This is a genomic window from Magnetococcales bacterium (assembly GCA_015231925.1).
Taxonomy (GTDB): domain Bacteria; phylum Pseudomonadota; class Magnetococcia; order Magnetococcales; family JADGAQ01; genus JADGAQ01.
Window position 1 is genome coordinate 1 of the sequence record JADGAQ010000319.1, and the last position, 2,893, is coordinate 2,893.

Sequence of the window (2,893 nt, forward strand, 5' to 3'; positions counted from 1 at the left end):
CCCCCCGCGGTCCGCCGCGATAGATCCGTTGGGTGCGGGTGGCGGCTTGGGGGATTTCATGGGTGGCGGCGGACCGCTACGGCAACGGACCGCTACGGCAACGGACCGCTACGGCAACGGACCGCTACGGCAACGGACAACACCTCGGGGCTCCGCCCCGAACCCCGCCGGGGGGGATAATCCCCCCCGGACCCCCGTATTTACTCATAAGGAAGCTCATCCTGGTCCCGGTTTCGGGGTCTCACATCCTGCAACGCCCCCTTGAGCTGACCGCAGGCCGCCTCGATATCGGCTCCCCGCCGGTCCCGGATCACCGTCACCAATCCCCCGTGATGCAGAATCTCCTGAAAAGCCACCACCCGCTCCATGGGCGTCGGCGCATACGCCACGCCGGGCCAGGGATTGAAGGGGATCAGATTGACCTTGGAGGGGATCTCCCGCAGGTAACGCACCATCTCCCGCGCCTCTTCCGGGCTGTCGTTGACCCCGTCGAGCAGCACATATTCCCAGGTGATGCGGCGTCCCTGCTTGAAGGGATAGCTCAACGCCGCCTGACGCAACGCGGCGAGATTGTATTTCCGGTTCAGCGGCACCAGCACGTCACGGGTGGCATCCCGCACCGAATGCAGGCTGATGGCCAGGTTCACCCCCAGTTCCCGCCCGATGTGATGCATGCGCGGCACCACCCCGGCGGTGGAAACGGTGATCTTGCGGGTGCCGATGGCCAGACCCATGGGATCGAGCAGGATATGACAGGCCTGCAACAGGGCGGGCAGATTGTAAAGGGGCTCCCCCATGCCCATGAAGACCACGTTGGTGAGCTTCTTGTCCCGTTGCGCCACTTCGGCGCGGGCCAGAAGAACCTGTTCCACGATCTCGGCAGCCTTCAGATTGCGGGCCAATCCCTGGGCGCCGGTCCAGCAGAAGGGGCAGGCCAGGCTGCATCCCGCCTGGGAGGAGACACACAGGGTGCCCCGATCCTCCTCGGGAATGAAGACCGTCTCGATTCGCTGTCCGTCCCCGAGGGAAAGCAGCCACTTTTCCGTGCCGTCCGCGCTGATGCGGTGACAGCTCACCTCGGGACGCAACGGCAGGCTGGACTGGCTCAACTTTTCCCGAAACGCCAGGGAGAGGTCGGTCATGGCCGCCACCTCGGCGGCCAGACGCACATGCAGCCAGTTCCACACCTGTTTGGCCCGGAAAGGGCGCTCCCCCCACTGCAGAATAAGCGCCTCCAGCTCCTCCCGGCGCATTCCCGTCAGGGAGCGCTTTTCCGCTTCCGTTGTCACCACTCAACCCCGCGCCTGGATTTCCGTCTGGCTGAAGAAGAAGGCAATCTCCTGGGCCGCCGTCTCGGGAGCGTCGGAGCCGTGAACCGCATTGGCTTCCACACTCTCGGCGAAATCGGCCCGGATGGTGCCCGGCGCGGCTTTCCTGGGATCCGTGGCTCCCATCACCTCACGATTCCGGGCGATGGCGTTCTCCCCTTCCAGCACCTGCACCATGATGGGACCGCTGCTCATGTAGGCGGTCAAATCATCGTAGAAGGGCCGGCCCTTGTGAACCGCGTAGAAGGCTCCCGCCGTCTCCCGGCTCAAACGCACCATCTTGGCCGCCACGATGCGCAATCCGGCGGCTTCGAAACGGGCATAGATCTGGCCGATGAGGTTTTTGGCCACCGCATCGGGTTTGCAAATGGAAAAGGTGCGCTCGACTGCCATGGAATGCCTCCGAAGAAGGAAAGGATGAGTGCGAAAACCCCCGAAGGGTAACAAGCCGCAACCCTCAAGCCAAGGTCTCTCTTCCGGAAGGAGGCGCAGAAACGCTTTGGACAAGGCTGTCCGAAACCCTTATAGTGCCCGAAAGCTCTCTTTCAACCGCCGCAAATCGATTGGAGAATGGTTTATGCGTCAGCATCTTCTGGGAATCGCCGCAGGGGCTGCCCTGCTGCTGGCCGGTGCCCAGGCCGGTTGGGCCGATCCGTGGTTCGGCGGAACCTTCTCCGCAGAGATCAGCCTGTCCAATCCCGGTCCTTCCGGTGGCAAGGCTACCGGCAAGTATTTTATCAGCGACAATAAAATCCGTGTCGAGATGAATCATCCCAACGAAGCCACCATCGACATTATCGACACCAAGGAGAAGAAAGCCTACTCCCTCATGCCCGCCAGCAAGCAGTATTTCGAGGGCATGATCAGCGCCCCCATCCTGCCGAAACCCGATGTCGACATCCTCCCGGACGATGCCCAAGGCCTGTGCAAGCAACAAAGCCCCCAGATCAAGGTGCAATGCACCAAATCGGGAACCGAAGATGTCGGGGGTATCAAGGCGGACAAGTGGGACGTGGTGGTCACCCATCCCAAGGGGGAAAGCCGCGCCCAGATCCTGATCGATCCGGGTCGCAAAATCGTCCTCGGCGAATCGAACGGCGATCAGGGCTCCATCAAGCGGATTCTGAAAGGTACGGAAAGCGTTGCCGGCCGTCCCACCGAAAAATGGGAATTCCAACAGACCCATCAGGGAAAGACGCTGACCTACACCAAGTGGGTCGACACCGCCTTGCGGCTGCCGGTCAAGGTGCAAAGCGACAAGGGCGTGGCCTACGAGATCACCAATATCAAGGAAGGCCCCCAGGCGGCGGAACTCTTCACCCTGCCGGCGGGCTATCAACTGGCCACCCCGCCGCAACCGCCCATGCCGCCTCAGGGTGGAGCGGCTCCTCATGGCGGAGCGGGCGCCCCGCCCCGGTAATTCGGCTTTGCGGGTGTGGTGCCTCGTGCGCCACACTTGCAGCCATGGTAACCATACAGGCCCCTGTACAGAGCAGACACCATCAACGGCAAAAGGAAACGTCCCAGGGCGCTGCCCTGGACCCGTCGGGGGGGATAATCCCCCC

The 2,893-nt window shown here is 62.7% G+C and carries 3 protein-coding genes; 1 reads left to right on the plus strand and 2 read right to left on the minus strand.

What is annotated here, in order from left to right:
• Window positions 1-200: 200 nt before the first annotated feature.
• Together rlmN and ndk are read right to left on the minus strand one after the other, a co-directional pair.
• Entirely contained in the window at window positions 201-1,253 is a 1,053-nt protein-coding gene (gene rlmN, locus HQL56_19320; GenBank protein MBF0311668.1) for a 23S rRNA (adenine(2503)-C(2))-methyltransferase RlmN, read from the minus strand.
• A gap of 39 nt (window positions 1,254-1,292) precedes the next feature.
• Entirely contained in the window at window positions 1,293-1,721 is a 429-nt protein-coding gene (gene ndk / locus HQL56_19325; protein MBF0311669.1) for a nucleoside-diphosphate kinase, read from the minus strand.
• 184 nt (window positions 1,722-1,905) lie between these two features.
• Here ndk and HQL56_19330 point away from each other — a divergent pair, with 184 nt between their 5' ends.
• Window positions 1,906-2,748, plus strand: a complete 843-nt coding sequence (locus HQL56_19330; GenBank protein ID MBF0311670.1) for a hypothetical protein — start codon at window positions 1,906-1,908, stop codon at window positions 2,746-2,748.
• Window positions 2,749-2,893: the final 145 nt, after the last annotated feature.

Coding starts and splice junctions, on each gene's coding strand:
- rlmN (MBF0311668.1), bottom strand. CDS start 1,253: ATGCGCCGGGAGGAGCTGGAGGCGCTTATTCTGCAGTGGGGGGAGCGC.
- ndk (MBF0311669.1), bottom strand. CDS start 1,721: ATGGCAGTCGAGCGCACCTTTTCCATTTGCAAACCCGATGCGGTGGCC.
- HQL56_19330 (MBF0311670.1), top strand. CDS start 1,906: ATGCGTCAGCATCTTCTGGGAATCGCCGCAGGGGCTGCCCTGCTGCTG.